This is a genomic window from Ensifer sp. 2TAB8 (genome assembly GCF_052115125.1).
In the GTDB taxonomy this organism is placed as follows: domain Bacteria; phylum Pseudomonadota; class Alphaproteobacteria; order Rhizobiales; family Rhizobiaceae; genus Ensifer.
In genome coordinates this window covers 20269-36846 of record NZ_JBFRGB010000018.1, presented here as the reverse complement: position 1 = coordinate 36846, position 16578 = coordinate 20269, and the positions used below count along the sequence as shown (strand labels likewise).

Genomic DNA, 16578 nt, shown 5'->3' with positions numbered 1-16578 from the left:
GATACAACGTTTGCGAGTCCTTCGTTGTGTTTCACGTGAAACGATTCGTGCCGGTGCGAAGCAGTGCTGGCTTGGAGATATGAAGCAATGATCCAGTTTGACGTCATCGTCATTGGCGGCGGCCACGCCGGTTGCGAAGCGGCCGCCGCCGCTGCGCGGCTCGGGGCCAACACAGCACTGATCACCCACAAGGCGTCGACCATCGGCGTCATGTCCTGCAATCCAGCGATTGGTGGCTTGGGCAAGGGCCATCTTGTGCGCGAGATCGACGCGATGGATGGCTTGATGGGCCGTGTGGCGGACGCCGGCGGCATTCAGTTTCGACTCCTTAACCGACGCAAGGGACCGGCTGTTCGCGGGCCGCGCACCCAAGCCGACCGGCGGCTCTACCGCGAAGCAATGCAGCGCGAGATCAGCGCCATCGCCAACTTGACGGTTGTCGAGGGCGATGCGTTTGACCTAATTGAAGCGGACAGCAATATTGGCGGCGTCGTCATGAAGGACGGACGGACGTTTGCATCGACGTCTGTGGTCTTGACGACTGGCACTTTCCTGAAGGGGCTGATCCATATCGGCGACCAGAAGATCCCCGCCGGTCGCGTTGGAGAAGAGCCGTCTATTGGCCTTTCGGGTACATTGCTTCGCTACGGTTTGAAGCTCGGGCGATTGAAGACTGGCACACCGGCGCGCCTGAATGGAGGTACGATCGACTGGGACAAGGTCGGGCGGCAAGGTCCGGATGAAGACCCGGTGCCGTTCTCGTTCATGACGGACCGTATTCTGAATCGTCAGATTGATTGCGGCGTGACTCGTACGACTGACGCGACACACAAGATCATCGCCGACAACATCGGAAAGTCAGCGATGTACTCGGGACAGATAGAAGGGGTCGGTCCGCGCTACTGCCCATCGATCGAAGACAAGATCGTGCGCTTCGGCGAACGCGACGGCCATCAGATTTTCCTGGAGCCGGAAGGTCTCGACGATGACACCATCTATCCGAACGGGATCTCGACATCACTGCCGACCGATATCCAGGAAGCGTTCATTCGCACGATTCCTGGCCTGGAGAACGTGACGATCCTGCAGCCCGGCTATGCGATCGAGTATGACCACGTGGACCCGCGCGAGTTAAATGCGACTTTGGCGGTGCGCAAAATGCCGGGTCTGTTCCTGGCAGGTCAGATCAACGGGACGACGGGTTACGAGGAAGCCGGTGCGCAGGGACTGGTCGCGGGTTTGAACGCGGCGCTACAAGCAACCGGACGACCGGAGGTGATTTTCAGTCGCACCAACTCCTATATCGGCGTCATGATCGATGACCTGACGTCGCGCGGCATTACCGAGCCTTACCGCATGTTCACGTCTCGCGCCGAGTACCGTTTGTCGCTCCGCGCCGACAATGCCGATGCGCGGCTGACACCTTTGGCGATGGAGCTTGGCTGCATCTCCGACGCCCGCCGTGAGCGATTCCTAGAATGGCGCGCTCAATTCGATGATGGACGGCAGTTGTTGAAGAGCCTTTCGATAACGCCCGCCGAGGGCAACCGCCACGGATTGAAGCTGAATCAGGATGGCCAGCGCCGCACCGCCTTTGAGCTTCTCTCCTATCCGGATCAGTCGATCTCTGCCCTGTTGCCGATCTGGTCGGAGTTGTCGGCGATCGGCCCGCGGGTCGTTGAGGCGCTGGAAATCGACGCGGCCTATGCGGTCTATATGGATCGGCAGGCTGCCGATATTGCCGGCATCCGTCGTGAAGAGAACCTGATCATTCCGGATGGCTTTGACTTTGACAAACTGTCCGGATTGTCCAATGAGTTGAAGCAGAAGCTGAAGCAACACGCGCCGCGAAATCTATCGCAGGTGATGAAGGTGGATGGCATGACGCCTGCCGCCGCGTCGTTGATTCTGGCCTGGTTGAAGCGTCAGCCCGGAACCGTAGAACGCGAAGAGAAGGCAAGTGCACAATGAAGACGAGTCCAGTCGAGGTGTTGAACGGACTGCGTGTTTCACGTGAAACGAATGAACGATTGGAGCACTTCGCCCGGCTTTTTCAGAAATGGGCGAAGTCGATCAATCTCGTCGCGCCTTCCACGATTGAAGACCTCTGGCGCCGCCATATCGTCGATAGCTTGCAGCTCGTACAATTGTCGCCCGGACCCAAGACATGGGTTGACCTCGGCAGTGGCGGCGGTTTCCCGGGGATCATTACCGCGATCTATCTCTCGGAGTTCGCTGACGGCTGGGTGCATCTCGTCGAAAGTAACAACAAGAAGGCCGCATTTCTGCGTGTGGCCCTGGCTGAAACAGGTGCGCGCGGCTCCGTTCATCCGATTCGAATCGAGGAAGCCGGTAAAGTGATCCTTGGCGCCGACGCCGTTTCCGCGCGTGCACTCGCGGATCTGACGTTACTACTCGACTATTCCACTCCATGGATGCTGTCTGAGGAGCGCAAAGCCGTCGCCTACTTCCATAAAGGGCGGGATTACCAGCGCGAAATCGACAAAGCCATTGGCCGCTACCAGTTCGATCTGGTAAAACATCCAAGCGTCGTCGAGCCCGACTCTGTCGTGCTCGAGATCGCAAATCTGTCACGCAAGGTTCAGTGATCGGCGAGCGGAAACATGTTTGGCGCTAGAAATCGGATTATCACAATCGCAAATCAGAAGGGCGGAGTCGGCAAAACGACGACCGCCATCAATCTGGCAACGGCTTTGGCGGCGATCGGCGAGCGCGTTCTCATCGTTGATCTTGATCCGCAGGGCAATGCCAGCACGGGCTTGGGCATTCAGCGACGCGATCGGAATCTCTCTTCCTACGAACTGATGATGGGTTCTCATGGGATTGGYGAGATCGTGCAGCAAACTGCCGTGCCGAATCTCTCGATCGTGCCATCGACGATGGACCTTCTTGGCGTCGAAATGGAGATCTCGCAGGAAGCCGACAGGGTCTTCCGTTTGCGCAAGGCGTTGGTAAGCCCGGCGGCCATGGAATATTCCTACGTTCTGGTCGACTGCCCACCATCGTTCAATCTGTTGACGATGAATGCCATGGCGGCGGCACATTCGGTGCTGGTGCCGTTGCAGTGCGAGTTCTTCGCGCTGGAGGGTCTGAGCCAGCTGCTGGAGACCGTAGATCAGGTTCGCCGATCGGTGAACCCGGCGCTGGACATACAGGGCATCGTGCTGACGATGTTCGACTCGCGCAACAATCTCGCCCAGCAAGTCGTCAGCGACGTACGGACCCATCTTGGCGACAAGGTCTATCACACGCTTATTCCGCGCAATGTTAGGGTTTCCGAAGCGCCGTCCTACGGCAAGCCTGCGATCCTCTATGATCTGAAGTGCGCTGGAAGCCAGGCCTATCTGCAATTGGCATCGGAAGTGATTCAGCGCGAGCGCCAGCGCAAGGCGGCATAATCATTTCGGTAGCGTAATTTAACTCGGGTGACGATATGAACGACGATAGCTCGAAGAGACGGCTTGGTCGCGGACTGGCCGCGTTGATCGGCGAGATGGACCAACCGTTGCAGGCGGGCGCTTCGGCCCCTGCCCCGGTCAATCCGGATCGGCGCGTACCCATTGAGTTCGTGTCGCGCAACCCGCGCAACCCGCGCCGGCAATTCGACGAAGCCGAGCTTCAAGATCTCGCCAATTCGATCCGCCAGCACGGCATTGTCCAGCCCGTTGTCGCTCGTACCATCGGCGTCGATCGATACGAGATCATCGCTGGCGAACGCCGCTGGCGGGCAGCACAATTAGCCGGATTCACCGAAATTCCGGTTATCATCCGTGACGTCGATGATCGTACGGCGCTTGAGATCGCGATCGTCGAAAACGTTCAACGCTCCGATCTCAACCCGCTCGACGAGGCTCTCGGCTACGAGCAGTTGATTGCCGAACACGGTTATACGCAGAATGACCTCGGTGAAATCATCGGCAAGAGCCGCAGTCACGTCGCAAACAGCCTGCGGCTGTTGAAACTTCCGGAGCCGGTGCGCGACATGCTGTCCGAAGGCGCGCTCTCTGCCGGTCACGCACGGGCGCTTATTCCCACATCGGATCCTGCGACCCTGGCCCGCACGATTGTCGCCAAGGGACTTTCGGTGCGTGACGCCGAACGCATTGCGCAGAACGACATCCGTGCCCAGAACGATCCGAATTTCGGCAAGACGGCCCGCCGTGACGAAAAGGATGCGGACACGCTGGCGCTTGAGCGAACCCTGTCGGATAGCCTTGGTCTTGAAGTCACCGTCAATCACAAGGCATCGGGCGGCCATCTTCGCATCGCCTACAAGACGCTCGATCAGCTCGAGGAAATTTGCCGTCTGCTCGAGCGTCGCTGAGCGTATTGCCCCGACATTTCTGAACGATGGACAGGCGCGCCCCGCACGTGAGGCGCGTCTTATTTATTGATTTATCTTTCTTTTTGCGCGAAGGCCCGTCTGCCACTCCCTTGAGGATGCCTGTCCGGATCTAGAGGAAAGCCTTGGTTTTAGAAAGACGAAGGCAGATAGAGGCCTGGCGTGCCTTCGAACCAATCGCTTCAACGCCGTGCGGACTGCACGGCGATTGCCATGAGGTTCTGCAGAACCAGGCTTTCTTCGAGGCTGGCGCGGCTTCGGCTTTGGAAGATGGTCGTCTGCAGACGATTGAGTTCACGGCGTATTGCCGGTGCCGTCCACTGCTTCAATGCGGCTTCGACGATCGGCTTGCGTCGAAAATGCAGACCGCGGCCCAGCGTGGCAATTACCTGGCCCGCTTGCTGGCGGCTGGCATCCATTTCGGCGCGCATCACGTCGAGCTGCTGGAACTGTCGCAGGCAGGCTTGCAGCACTAGAAATGCCGGCGTTTTTGAGGTGGTGATCTTTTGCATGGCGTGCAGCAGGCCGTCGAGATCGCCCTTCAATACGGCGTCGACCGCGTCGTCGACGGAAATGGCGCTGGCGTCGCCGACGATATCGAGCACGTCTTCCTCATCGACAGCGCTCTTGCCACGGCAATACAGGGCAAGCTTGCGCAGTTCGTTGCGCGATGCCAGGCGGTCGCCGCCGAGCGCCTCGACCAGACGCGCACGGGCGGCCGGCGTGATTCCCAGCTTCTCGTCGCCAAGCTCCTTGTCGATCAGGGCCTGCAGGCCGCGGATGTCATCGCTGTAGCAGGCGATACAGGCGACTGAGCGGGCCGTCTCGCCAATCTTGCGGAGTGCTGCGCCCTTTTTCAGGTCACCGGCCTCGACGATCACGTAGCTCCCGGACGGTGGTTCGGCAGCCAGAAGGCCCATGGCATCGACGAGCGATTTCTCGTTGGCTGCGCCCCGCACCCAGATGAGCTTTTCGCCGCCAAAGAGCCCAATGGAATTGACTTCGTCGAGCAAGCGGCCAGGCGATTGCGCCAGTTCGCTGACATCGAGTTTCAAGACGGAAAATGGATCATCCAACGGCACGCCGCAACGCGCGGCAAGTGCCGAAGCGCGTTCGGAAACGAGCCCGCGATCGGGCCCGTAGAGAATGAACAACCGATAGACACCGGCAGACTTCTGGAGGAAGGAGTCGAATTCGTGCGACTTGACTTCGCTCATTCCGACACCGACTAGCGGCTGAGGGCCGCGGCGATATCAGCCCGGATCAGCTCTGCCAGTTCCTTCGCGGCGCGGTTTTCGCCGTCGCGAACGGCGCGCACCTTGGCAAATTCCTGAACGGGGAAATCGACGAGCGCGACCGCCGTGCGGTTGCCGGACTTGATCGTCTCGCCTGTACCGATCTTCGTCAGGTTATAGTCCGCCTTGACGACGATGCGGCCGGCGCTGGCGCGATCGACACGGTCCTTGTTCTGATCGTAGAGCACGCCCATGGCGCGGGTCGTGACCTCAAGCGCCAGGTGATATTGCGGGTTCACCGGTTCGCCTTGTCCGCCTGCCGCCAGGAAGATCAGGGCGTTGCGCACTTCTTGCTCAACGCGGTCGTCAGCGTCGGAAATCTCGATCGCTGCCATTGCCGTGGAGGTGCCGACGGGATCGGAATAAAGCGGCCTGACCTGGCAGCCGGCGAGCGCGGTCAGCAAAAGAACACCTGCCAGCATCGGGATCGACCGAATGCGGAAGCCAGCTCTATCAGACAACGACATTGACGATCCTCTGGGGCACAACGATGATTTTCTTGGGGCTGCTGCCGTTGAGCGCGGACTTGACGGCCTCGAGCGCCAGGACGGCGCTTTCGATCGCACTCTGATCTGCATCGCGGGCGATTGTCAAATCAGCGCGCTTCTTGCCGTTGATCTGCACCGGAAGTGTGATTTCGTTCTCGACGACCAGCGCTGGATTGAAAGTCGGCCAGCCGCTCTCCGCGATCAGCCCTTCGCCGCCGATCTCGCGCCAGCATTCCTCGGCGAGGTGTGGCGTCATCGGGGCGATCAGGTTGATGAGGATCGACGTGGCGTCCTTCACAGCACCCGCGAGCGCCGCGTCCGCCTTGCCGGCGGCAACCTGGGTCAGCGGCGCGGCAAGCGTGTTCACGAGCTCATAGATGCGCGCAACGGCCTTGTTGAAGGCGAGCTTGTCGTAGTCCGCCTCAACCGCGCGCAGCGTCTTGTGCGCGGCCTGTGAAACCGGGAGCGCCTCGCCTTCAAGTGCCGGCGCAGCTTCGATCGCGCGCAGCTTCTCAGCGGCTTCGCTCAGCAGGCGCCAGACGCGCTGGACGAAACGATGTGAACCTTCGACACCGGCTTCGGACCAGATGACGTCACGGTCCGGTGGCGAATCGGAGAGAACGAAGAAGCGCGCCGTATCGGCGCCGTAGGAAGCGATGATGTCGTCGGGGTCGACAACGTTCTTCTTCGACTTCGACATCTTCTCGATCGAGCCGATGGCGATTTCTTCGCCGGTCTCCAGGAGAGTGGCGCGGCGGCGCCCATCGATCTCCTCGATGCGGATCTCGGCAGGCGTTACCCATTCGCGCTGGGCGCCTTCGCCGCGGCTATAGGTTTCGTGCACGACCATGCCCTGGGTGAAGAGCCCCTTGAACGGCTCGTCGATTGCCACATGGCCGGTCGCCTTCATCGCGCGGGTGAAGAAGCGCGAGTAGAGCAGGTGCAGGATCGCATGCTCGATGCCGCCGATATACTGATCCACCGGCAGCCAATGGTTGGCGACCTTGGGGTCGGTCGGGTTGTCTTCCCACGGCGCGGTGAAGCGCGTGAAATACCACGACGAATCGACGAAGGTATCCATAGTGTCCGTCTCGCGCCGAGCGTCCTTGCCGCAATGCGGGCAGGCAACGTGGCGCCAGGTCGGATGACGGTCGAGCGGATTGCCCGGCTTGTCGAAGGTAACGTCTGGCGGCAGCACGACCGGGAGGTCTGCCTTGGGAACCGGCACGACGCCGCAGTCTTCGCAATGGATGACCGGGATCGGGCAGCCCCAATAGCGCTGGCGCGAGATGCCCCAGTCGCGCAGGCGGAAGTTCACCTTGCGCTCGGCACGCGGCGTGCTGTCGAGCGTTTCCTTTTCGAGCTTCGAAGTGACCGTCTCGAAGGCTTCTTCGGTCGACAGGCCGTCGAGGAAGCGCGAGTTGATCATTACGCCGTCGCCGATATAGGCCTCGTCACCGATGGCGAAGGTCGCGGCATCGCCATCCCTCGGCATGACGACGGGAACGACCGGCAAGTCGTACTTGCGGGCGAAGTCGAGGTCGCGCTGGTCGCCGGAAGGGCAGCCGAAGATGGCGCCCGTGCCGTAGTCCATCAGCACGAAATTGGCGACATAGACCGGCAGTTCCCAGCTCGGGTCGAGCGGGTGCTTGGCGCGAATTCCGGTATCGATGCCCTTCTTTTCGGCCGTTTCCAGCGCGGCGAGCGAGGTGCCGGCACGGCGGCACTCCTCGCAGAATGCGTCGACTTCCGCGTTGGTGGCCGCTACCTGCCTGGCCAGCGGATGGTCCGCGGCGATCGCCAGGAACGAGGCACCGAAGAGCGTGTCCGGTCGGGTCGTGTAGACGGTGAGCTCGGTTGCGTCGCCCGCGGTGCCGTCAACGAGTTCCCAACGCAGCGACAGACCTTCCGAACGCCCGATCCAGTTCTTCTGCATCAGGCGCACCTTCTCGGGCCACTGATCCAGCGTGTCGAGGGCGTCGAGCAGTTCCTGGCTGAAGTCGGTGATGCGGAAGAACCATTGCGTCAGTTCGCGCTGTTCGACCAGCGCGCCCGAGCGCCAGCCGCGGCCGTCAATTACCTGCTCGTTGGCGAGCACGGTGTTGTCGACCGGATCCCAGTTGACCTTGGACTGCTTGCGATAGACGAGGCCCTTTTCCAGGAAGTCCAGGAACAGGTGTTGCTGGCGCTGGTAGTAGGCGGGGTCACAGGTCGCGAATTCGCGGTTCCAGTCGAGCGACAGGCCCATGACCTTCAGCTGTGCCTTCATCGAGGCGATGTTCTGGTAGGTCCAGCTTGCCGGATGCACGCCGCGCTCCATGGCGGCGTTCTCGGCCGGCATGCCGAAGGCGTCCCAGCCCATGGGATGCAGCACGTTGAAGCCACGGGCGCGCTTGTAGCGCGCCACTACGTCACCCATGGTGTAGTTGCGCACGTGGCCCATGTGGATGCGGCCCGAGGGATAGGGGAACATCTCGAGCACGTAGTACTTTTCGCGCGGATCGTCGTTCTCGGTCTGGAAGACCTCGTTCTTTTCCCATTCCTGTTGCCAACGGGGCTCGGCATCACGCGGATTGTATCGTTCGCTAGACATGTCTTTTCGATGTTCCGGAAGTTCTGCGGCGCATAGGGCGCCTCATGATGTTTGGGGTGACCTTCACCACGAAACCGCCTGACGGTCAAGTTTTTGAAGGGTTTGCCGCGACACTTTGGCGGATTTGAGCCTGCCGGTGTGGCAGTGAGCTTGGCAAGTCGACCAACTTTGCCTAAGCCCCTCGGTGAGTGGTTTGAAAATCCCGTGTCGGAGAGCAGGTCCATGGAAGTTCAAGAGCGGTTGCAGGATGTCGTGAGCCGGATTCAGGCGGCTGAGAAGTCTGCTGATCGGGCCGAGGGCGCCGTCACGCTGGTCGCTGTTTCCAAGACCTTCGATGCCGATGCCATCCGCCCGGTGATCGCGGCAGGCCAGAGGGTCTTCGGTGAAAACCGGGTGCAGGAAGCTCAGGGCAAGTGGCCGGAACTGAAGGCGGAGACAGCAGGCCTCGAACTTCACCTGATTGGCCCGCTGCAGTCGAACAAGGCGGCCGAGGCGGTTGCCCTGTTCGATGTCATCGAGACGGTCGACCGCGACAAGATTGCCCGTGCGCTCGCTGCGGAAATGCAGAAGCAAGGTCGGAATCTCAGGCTTTACGTCCAGGTCAACACCGGGCTCGAGCCACAAAAGGCCGGCATCCCACCTGAAGAGACCGTTGCCTTCGTCGATCTCTGCCGCCACGAACTGGGCCTCCAGATTGAGGGGCTGATGTGCATTCCGCCGGTCGAGGAAAATCCCGGCCCGCATTTCGCCCTGCTCGCCAAGCTTGCCGCCGCCTGCAAGCTCGAAAAGCTCTCGATGGGGATGTCTGGCGATTTCGAGACGGCTGTGCTGTTCGGCGCCACCAGTGTCCGGGTCGGTTCCGCCATTTTCGGCGCACGCTGACGATGGAGTGTTGAGGACGCTCCCTCTCATTATCTTGATCTTGCGCAACTGCGGACGCGAAATCGTTTCACTTCGCTGCAATTGCTCAATCTCGACTTATACCGCTTTCGTCGGGGTTCCCCTGTCCACTCATTAGCCTATCCTTGTGCACGAGGAGGCCGGACGTGTCCGGCAACATGCATAGGGAGGAACGGAAATGGCGAGTCGCTATTCCGAAGTGTACGCCGCCTGGAAGGCGGATCCGCAAGGTTTCTGGTCCGCCGCTGCCGACGCGATCGACTGGTTCGAGCGCCCGCAACGCGCCTTTGATGCCGAAGGCGGCACCTATGGGCACTGGTATGCCGGTGGCCTGACGAACACCTGCTACAATTGTCTCGACCGTCATGTCGAGGCGGGGCGCGGCGAGCAGATCGCCTTCATCTATGACAGTCCGGTCACCGGCCGGGTGGAACGCATCTCCTATGCAGCGCTGCTTGCCGATGTGAAGGCACTGGCCGCCGTCTATCGGGGGCTCGGGGTCGGCAAGGGTGATCGCATCATCATCTATATGCCGATGATCCCGCAGGCAGCGGTTGCCATGCTGGCTGCCGCGCGCATCGGAGCCGTGCATTCCGTGGTCTTCGGCGGATTTGCCGCTAACGAGTTGGCGGTCCGCATCGACGATTGCCAGGCAAAGCTCGTGGTGTCGGCAAGCTGCGGCATTGAGCCCGGCCGAACCGTGGCCTACAAGCCGCTGCTCGATGCAGCACTCGAGATCGCGACCCACAAGCCGACGCATTGCCTCGTCTTCCAGCGGGAAATGGCTGAAGCCGCCATGACCGAGGGACGCGACATCGATTTCGCTGCGGCGCTGGCGGCGGCGAAGCAGACGGGCGAAGAGGTTGGATGCACACCGGTTGCCTCCACCGATCCACTCTATGTGCTCTACACCTCGGGGACCACAGGTCAGCCCAAGGGCGTGGTGCGTGACAATGGCGGCCACATGGTCGCACTCAAATGGTCCATGGACAATTTCTTCGGCGTGCAGCCGGGCGAAGTGTTCTGGGCCGCCTCTGATATCGGCTGGGTGGTCGGCCATTCCTATATCGTCTATGGTCCGCTCTTGAACGGCAGCACGTCGATCCTCTTCGAAGGCAAGCCCGTCGGGACGCCCGATCCCGGGACCTATTGGCGGATCATCGCCGAGCACGGGGTGGCGGTAATGTTTACCGCGCCGACAGCGCTACGGGCGATCCGCAAGGAGGACCCCGACGCTTCCTATGTCGGCCGCTACGACCTGTCGCGCTTCCGCGCACTATTCCTGGCCGGTGAAAGGGCGGATCCGGACACGATCCGTTGGGCGGAGAGAGCGCTTGGCGTGCCCGTCATCGATCACTGGTGGCAGACCGAGACCGGCTGGCCGGTGGCTGGCAACCCGATGGGTCTTGGCCTGCTGCCGGTCAAATATGGTTCTCCGGCGGTCCCGTTGCCGGGGTATGATGTCCAGATTCTCGACGATGCCGGACATCCGGTCGCGCCGGGAACGCTCGGCAATGTCGTCGTGAAGTTGCCTTTGCCGCCCGGCTGCCTGCCGACGCTCTGGAATGCCGACCATCGTTTCCGCGCGGCCTATCTCGAAGAATTCCCAGGCTACTACAAGACCGCGGACGCCGGTTACCTCGACGAGGACGGCTACATCTTCATCATGGCCAGGACCGACGACATTATCAACGTTGCTGGCCACCGGCTTTCGACGGGGGCGATGGAGGAAGTCTGCGCCAGCCATCCGGATGTTGCCGAATGTGCCGTCATCGGCATTGCCGATGATCTGAAAGGCCAGGTGCCGGCGGGCTTCCTTGTGATCAACTCCAATGTTTCCCGTGAAACGTCGGAGATCGAGCGCGAAGTGATTAGCCTCGTGCGCGAACGGATCGGGCCGGTGGCCGCTTTCCGGATGGCGATCTGCGTCAAGCGGTTGCCGAAGACGCGTTCGGGCAAGATCCTGCGGGCAACGATCCAGAAGATCGCCGATCGGCAACCCTGGAAAATGCCGGCGACGATCGATGATCCGGTCATTCTCGACGAGATCACCCTGGTCCTGCATGATCGGGGCATCGGCCTTTAGAGGATTTCTGAGCCGGCTTATGATGCGTGCATCGCGGTGCACGCATCAGGCTTGACGATCGCCGCGAACCAATCGCCAAACGCGGCGATTGCCTTTGAGCGCGCTTTCTTGGTGATGAGAAAGTAGCTTTCCTCTTCGAGGGTGGCGATATCGGACAGGATCACCAGGTCGCCGTTCTCGATCTCCCGCCGGAAAACCTCGATCGGGCAAAGGGCCACGCCATGGCCGGCGATGACGGCCGTGGCGAGAAGGTTAAAGTCCTGGAAGATGGGCCCCCGCAGAGTTTGTCCTGTTGCCGCCCCCGCCTTCGCGAACCAATCGCGCCAGCGCGACGCAGTCTCGTCATGCAGCAGATCGGCGGAAGCGATCGCCTGCACGCTGTTCAACCCGCCCTTCCGCTCGATGTAACGCGGGCTCGCAACCGGCCGGTTGATTCGTGAAAACAGCCGGTCGAATCGGGTCCCCTCGCCGTCGTCGGCGCCGAGCGTGATCAGGACATCACAGCCGGTTTCGCGCAGTTGTTGCTCGGCCATCGCGTAGACGACCTTGACGTCGATCTCGGGGTGGCGGCCAAGAAAATCGCCGAGCGCCGGTATCAGCCAGCGGGTGGCGATCGATGGAATACAGGCGACGCTCACCTGCGTTCTGGCATTCTGCCGCAGCAACTCCGTTTCCGCAGCGATGCGCTCGAATGTCGATGTCAGCACCGCGGCCAGGCTCTCGGCTTCGGATGCCAGTTTTACGCCACGCTTCTCGCGCACGAAGAGCGGTCGACCGAACCACTCCTCCAGCAGCCGGATCTGGTGACTGATGGCCGCGTGCGTCACGTGCAGCTCGTCCCCGGCACGGGAGAAGCTGGCCAGACGTGCTGCGGCTTCAAAGGCACGCAGCATACCGAGAGGTGGCAATGTCATCTGTAAGTTTTTCTCATGAATCTCATGAGCAATCGTCGTTTGAATAGTTCCCTATGTCAACGGATACTGAAGTTATCGCGGAAACGGGCGAGCATACCCACCAGATATCATAAGAAATCTTTACAGATGGAGAGACCCATGTTCGTGCGCAGCCTGCAGCAGATCGAAGCAACCGATCATTTCGTGGAATGGGGCAGCGGTACCAGCCATCGCCTGCTGACTGAAAGGGATGGCATGGGTTTCACCGTATGCCACACGGTGGTGCGCGCCGGCACCGTATCGTTGCTTGAGTACCGCAACCATCTGGAGGCGTGTTACTGCATCGCCGGCCATGGTGAGGTCGAGGATATGCAGGGCAAGATTTTCACGATCAACAAGGGCGACATCTATGTGCTGGACCAGCACGACAAACACTATCTGCGTGGTGGCAAGGACGAAAACCTGATCCTCGTCAGCATCTTCAATCCGCCGCTTGAAGGGACTGAGCGCCACAACCTCAATGATCCATCCGGTTCGGCTTACTGAAACGCGTACGGGAGACTGGCCAACAAAAAAGCCCGGATCGTCGATCCGGGCTTTTTTCATCGAGTTGGACGGCGATCAGTAATGATCGTCTTCGTCCTCGTCCTTGCGGTCCGACTTCAGCGACTTGAGCTTGGCGAAGACGGCATCGGCGTCGATTTCCTTCTCTTCCTCGCGCTCGTAGCTGAAGCCCAGCTTTTCGGTCTCCTGAGCCGATTCCAGTGTCTGGCCGAGTTCGGCGGCCGTCGGCAGCGGACGGCCCTTGGAGGCGCGTTCGACTTCGAGGTCGAGGTCGATCTGCGAGCAGAGGCCGAGGGTCACCGGGTCCATCGGCGTCAGGTTGGCCGAGTTCCAGTGGGTGCGTTCGCGGATCTGCTCGATCGTCGATTTGGTCGTGCCGACGAGGCGAGAAATCTGCGCGTCCTTCAACTCGGGATGGTTGCGCACGAGCCAGAGAATGGCGTTCGGACGATCCTGGCGCTTGGACACCGGTGTGTAACGCGGGCCTTTGCGCTTGCTATCGGGGACGCGGACCTTCGGCTCGGAAAGCTTCAGCTTGTGGTTGGGGTTTCCTTCCGCGCGAGCGATCTCGTCACGCGAAAGCTGGCCCGTCGCAATCGGGTCGAGGCCCTTGATGCCCTGCGCGGATTCACCGTCGGCGATCGCCTTTACTTCAAGCGGGTGCAGCTTGCAGAACTGCGCGATCTGGTCGAAGGACAGCGCGGTATTGTCAACGAGCCAGACGGCCGTCGCCTTGGGCATAAGCAGTTGCTGAGCCATGGATATAGTCCTTTTGTCCGCCGCGCCGGTGTCGCGGGCCGTGGAGTCTACCACTGATTTCCGGGAAATGTGGGCCTCTATACCGTCGTTGTCGCGAAATTGCAATTCTTCAGTTCCAAATGTCCTTTTGTCTAATTGCGGCGGGCATTTGACCTGCTATGAATGTGCGCGAAACGGGGTCGCCCTAGGAGGGGCGAGCCGCACTAGGAATGCGTAGGGAGGAAAATATGTCCGCCAAGATCTATCCGGTGTTGAAGTCTGCCAAGAGCCGGACGCTGCTTGACAATGCCACTTACCTGAAGTGGTACGAGGAGAGTGTTTCGGACCCGGCCAAGTTCTGGGGCAAGCACGGCAAGCGGATCGACTGGTTCAAGCCCTACACCAAGGTCAAGAACACCTCCTTCAAGGGAAAGGTCTCGATCAAGTGGTATGAAGACGGCCTGACCAACGTCTCCTACAACTGCATCGACCGCCACCTGAAGACGCATGGTGAGAAGACGGCGATCATCTGGGAAGGCGACAACCCCTATATCGACAAGAAGATTACCTACAACCAGCTCTACGAGCAGGTTTGTCGCCTTGCCAACGTCTTGAAGAAGCACGGCGTCAAGAAGGGTGACCGGGTCACCATCTACATGCCGATGATCCCGGAAGCATCCTATGCGATGCTCGCCTGCGCCCGCATCGGTGCGATCCATTCGGTCGTCTTCGGCGGTTTCTCGCCGGACGCTCTGGCCGGGCGCATCGTCGACTGCGAGAGCACCTTCGTCATCACCTGTGACGAGGGCGTGCGCGGCGGCAAGCCGGTGCCGCTGAAGGAAAACACCGATACGGCGATCGACATCGCAGCCAAGCAGCACGTGATCGTCAACAAGGTACTGGTCGTGCGCCGCACCGGCGGCAAGATCGGTTGGGCGCCGGGCCGTGACCTCTGGTATCACCAGGAAACGGCCACGGTGAAGCCGCATTGCGAGCCGGCGAAGATGAAGGCGGAAGATCCCCTGTTCATCCTCTATACCTCGGGTTCGACCGGCAAGCCGAAGGGCGTGCTGCACACGACCGGCGGCTACCTCGTCTATGCGTCGATGACGCACGAATATGTCTTCGACTACCGTGACGGCGAAGTCTATTGGTGCACGGCCGACGTCGGCTGGGTCACTGGTCACTCCTATATCGTCTATGGTCCGCTCGCGAATGCGGCGACGACCGTCATGTTCGAAGGTGTGCCGAATTTCCCCGATGCCGGCCGCTTCTGGGAAGTGGTCGACAAGCACAAGGTCAACGTTTTCTACACCGCCCCGACGGCGATCCGTTCGCTGATGGGCGCCGGTGACGATTTCGTCAAGCGCGCCTCGCGCTCGTCGCTGCGCCTGCTCGGTTCGGTCGGCGAGCCGATCAACCCGGAAGCCTGGGAGTGGTATTACAACGTCGTGGGCGAGCAGAAGTCGCCGATCGTCGATACCTGGTGGCAGACGGAGACTGGCGGCATCCTGATCACACCGCTGCCGGGTGCGACCGACCTCAAGCCCGGTTCGGCAACGCGTCCATTCTTCGGTGTTCAGCCGCAGCTCGTCGACAACGAAGGCAATGTTCTGGAAGGCGCTGCCGACGGCAACCTCTGCATCACCGACAGCTGGCCGGGCCAGATGCGCACGATCTACGGCGATCACGCACGCTTCGGCCAAACGTACTTCGCCACCTACAAGGGCAAGTACTTCACCGGTGACGGCTGCCGTCGCGATGAAGACGGCTACTATTGGATCACCGGCCGCGTCGACGACGTCTTGAACGTCTCCGGCCACCGCCTCGGTACGGCGGAAGTCGAATCCGCGCTGGTTTCGCATCACCTGGTCTCGGAAGCTGCCGTCGTCGGCTATCCGCATCCGATCAAGGGCCAGGGCATCTACTGCTACGTCTCGCTGATGGCCGGCGAGATCGGCAATGACGATCTCCGTGCGGCCCTGGTGAAGCACGTCCGTTCAGAGATCGGACCGATCGCCACGCCGGACAAGATCCAGTTTGCGCCCGGCCTGCCGAAGACCCGCTCGGGCAAGATCATGCGGCGCATCCTGCGCAAGATCGCCGAGGACGATTTCGGTGCGCTCGGCGATACCTCGACGCTCGCCGATCCGGCTGTCGTCGACGATCTGATCGCCAACCGCCAGAACAAGGCCTGACATTAACGGCCGCTGCACAGCATGTGCAGCGGCCGTTTCGACTGAACGAACAAGTCTGGCAAGCGATTTTCGGCATTGCCACGCGAAGCGTTTTTGCCCGCGTCTCAATTTCATGAGCCGGATTCAGATCACAGCTAAAGGCTGACAGTTGCGGCCTCAAATTCAGAAATCGATCGCCCGACCCTTGATCTCCCAATCGCCGTAGCGGGCAGGATCTTCACCGCCGCGTCCACCGATCTCCGGTGGCACTTCCTTCTTGGTCTCCGTCTGTCGCCGCTCCTCGGCCTCCTTCAGCGCGCGTATGGCCGCGGGCGGTAATGGCTTTTTCGGGCGATCGGGGGCGTTGTCATTGTCGTTCTGCATCTGAACGGTATCCGGATTCGAGCATCAATATTGAAGATCGGGGCATTTGCACCCATCATATAGGATGCCGTTCCCTCGACGGGAACCCTGATTCACG

At 60.8% G+C, this 16578-nt stretch carries 14 protein-coding genes; 8 read left to right on the top strand and 6 right to left on the bottom strand.

Annotation, left to right across the window (positions count from 1 at the left end):
• The first annotated feature begins 87 nt into the window (after positions 1-87).
• From mnmG to AB4Z53_RS25135, 4 genes are read left to right on the top strand one after another with little or no spacing between them, the layout of a single operon-like run.
• Positions 88-1971, top strand: a complete 1884-nt coding sequence (mnmG, locus tag AB4Z53_RS25150) for a tRNA uridine-5-carboxymethylaminomethyl(34) synthesis enzyme MnmG (protein ID WP_441598254.1) — start codon at positions 88-90, stop codon at positions 1969-1971.
• Positions 1968-2609 carry a 16S rRNA (guanine(527)-N(7))-methyltransferase RsmG gene (gene rsmG / locus AB4Z53_RS25145; RefSeq protein ID WP_441598252.1) on the top strand — a complete coding sequence of 214 codons (642 nt, stop codon included), beginning with the start codon at positions 1968-1970 and terminating at the stop codon, positions 2607-2609. The genes mnmG and rsmG overlap by 4 nt, the downstream gene beginning before the upstream one ends.
• 15 nt (positions 2610-2624) lie before the next feature.
• Complete coding sequence (locus tag AB4Z53_RS25140) at positions 2625-3419, top strand: ParA family protein (protein WP_291153148.1); 795 nt, start codon at positions 2625-2627, stop codon at positions 3417-3419.
• Positions 3420-3454: 35 nt separating this feature from the next.
• The gene (locus AB4Z53_RS25135; RefSeq protein WP_113541288.1) at positions 3455-4345 is read left to right on the top strand and encodes a ParB/RepB/Spo0J family partition protein; all 891 of its coding nucleotides are present in this window, start codon (positions 3455-3457) and stop codon (positions 4343-4345) included.
• A gap of 200 nt (positions 4346-4545) precedes the next feature.
• Here AB4Z53_RS25135 and holA read toward each other — a convergent pair whose 3' ends face one another.
• From holA to leuS, 3 genes are read right to left on the bottom strand one after another with little or no spacing between them, the layout of a single operon-like run.
• Positions 4546-5580, bottom strand: a complete 1035-nt coding sequence (holA, locus tag AB4Z53_RS25130) for a DNA polymerase III subunit delta (protein WP_113541287.1) — start codon at positions 5578-5580, stop codon at positions 4546-4548.
• A gap of 11 nt (positions 5581-5591) precedes the next feature.
• Positions 5592-6125 (bottom strand): LPS assembly lipoprotein LptE, encoded by a 534-nt coding sequence (lptE, locus tag AB4Z53_RS25125; protein WP_113541286.1) that lies wholly within the window; start codon positions 6123-6125, stop codon positions 5592-5594.
• On the bottom strand, positions 6112-8739 hold the full coding sequence (gene leuS, locus AB4Z53_RS25120; RefSeq protein WP_291153137.1) for a leucine--tRNA ligase: 2628 nt from the start codon (positions 8737-8739) through the stop codon (positions 6112-6114). The genes lptE and leuS overlap by 14 nt, the downstream gene beginning before the upstream one ends.
• 222 nt (positions 8740-8961) lie before the next feature.
• Here leuS and AB4Z53_RS25115 point away from each other — a divergent pair, with 222 nt between their 5' ends.
• Positions 8962-9621: a YggS family pyridoxal phosphate-dependent enzyme gene (locus AB4Z53_RS25115; protein ID WP_113541284.1), complete on the top strand. Its 660-nt coding sequence runs from the start codon at positions 8962-8964 to the stop codon at positions 9619-9621.
• 196 nt (positions 9622-9817) lie between these two features.
• A complete protein-coding gene (locus AB4Z53_RS25110) occupies positions 9818-11725 on the top strand; it encodes a propionyl-CoA synthetase (protein WP_441598249.1) in 1908 nt (635 codons plus the stop codon).
• A gap of 17 nt (positions 11726-11742) precedes the next feature.
• Here the strand turns inward: AB4Z53_RS25110 and AB4Z53_RS25105 are convergent, their stop codons facing one another.
• On the bottom strand, positions 11743-12639 hold the full coding sequence (locus AB4Z53_RS25105; RefSeq protein WP_441598247.1) for a LysR substrate-binding domain-containing protein: 897 nt from the start codon (positions 12637-12639) through the stop codon (positions 11743-11745).
• Between the two features lie 138 nt (positions 12640-12777).
• Between AB4Z53_RS25105 and AB4Z53_RS25100 the strand changes: the two genes are divergently transcribed.
• Entirely contained in the window at positions 12778-13164 is a 387-nt protein-coding gene (locus tag AB4Z53_RS25100) for an ectoine synthase (protein ID WP_441598245.1), read from the top strand.
• Positions 13165-13239: 75 nt separating this feature from the next.
• Here the strand turns inward: AB4Z53_RS25100 and AB4Z53_RS25095 are convergent, their stop codons facing one another.
• Positions 13240-13941 carry a DUF1013 domain-containing protein gene (locus AB4Z53_RS25095; RefSeq protein ID WP_043624204.1) on the bottom strand — a complete coding sequence of 234 codons (702 nt, stop codon included), beginning with the start codon at positions 13939-13941 and terminating at the stop codon, positions 13240-13242.
• Positions 13942-14168: 227 nt separating this feature from the next.
• Between AB4Z53_RS25095 and acs the strand changes: the two genes are divergently transcribed.
• Positions 14169-16118, top strand: a complete 1950-nt coding sequence (gene acs, locus AB4Z53_RS25090) for an acetate--CoA ligase (protein ID WP_291153115.1) — start codon at positions 14169-14171, stop codon at positions 16116-16118.
• A 162-nt stretch (positions 16119-16280) separates the two neighbouring features.
• Here acs and AB4Z53_RS25085 read toward each other — a convergent pair whose 3' ends face one another.
• Positions 16281-16481 carry a DUF1674 domain-containing protein gene (locus tag AB4Z53_RS25085; protein WP_291153112.1) on the bottom strand — a complete coding sequence of 67 codons (201 nt, stop codon included), beginning with the start codon at positions 16479-16481 and terminating at the stop codon, positions 16281-16283.
• Between the last annotated feature and the right edge of the window lie 97 nt (positions 16482-16578).